A 647-nucleotide genomic window follows, 5' to 3' on the forward strand; every position below is an offset into this window, starting at 1 on the left:
CCAGATGTCGTTGATCGCGAACACCTCACCCTCGGTGCGGACGATCGAGACGGGCACGCCGTCCAGCTCGACGCGCTTGGGGGTGTCCTCTTCGAGCTCGCTCAGCGCGCAAGCCCGTACGAACGGGGCGCTCATCCGACGGACGCCTCCAGCTCCGCCTCGATCTTGCTGAGCAGGCGTTCCTCGACGTCCGGGATGCCGATCTGCTGGACCAGCTCGGCGAAGAAGCCACGGACGACCAGGCGCCGGGCCTCATTCGCGGTGATGCCGCGCGCCATCAGGTAGAAGAGCTGCTCGTCGTCGAACCGGCCGGTGGCCGAGGCGTGGCCGGCGCCGACGATCTCGCCGGTCTCGATCTCCAGGTTCGGCACCGAGTCCACGCGCGCACCGTCGGTGAGCACGAGGTTCCGGTTGAGCTCGTAGGTGTCGGTGCCCTCGGCCGCGGCCCGGATGAGCACGTCGCCGATCCACACCGCGTGCGCGTCCTGGCCCTGCAGCGCGCCCTTGTAGACCACGTTGCTCCGGCAGTGCGGGGTGTCGTGGTCCACGAACAGCCGGTGCTCCTGGTGCTGGCCGTCGTCGGTGAAGTACAGGCCGTACAGCTCGGCCTCGCCACCGGGACCGCCGTAGATCACCCGCGGGTGCAG

The 647-nt window shown here is 69.4% G+C and carries 2 protein-coding genes; both read right to left on the reverse strand.

The annotated features are described in order from the left end of the window. The coding region (locus KUM32_RS40740; RefSeq protein WP_374227617.1) for a Rieske 2Fe-2S domain-containing protein at positions 1–135 on the reverse strand (135 nt) is incomplete at its 3' end. Next, positions 132–647 (reverse strand): SufD family Fe-S cluster assembly protein (locus KUM32_RS40745; protein ID WP_217146712.1); only part of this gene is annotated, 516 nt, incomplete at its 5' end. The genes KUM32_RS40740 and KUM32_RS40745, both read right to left, overlap by 4 nt.

The organism is Streptomyces sp. AC627_RSS907, from assembly GCF_019049165.1.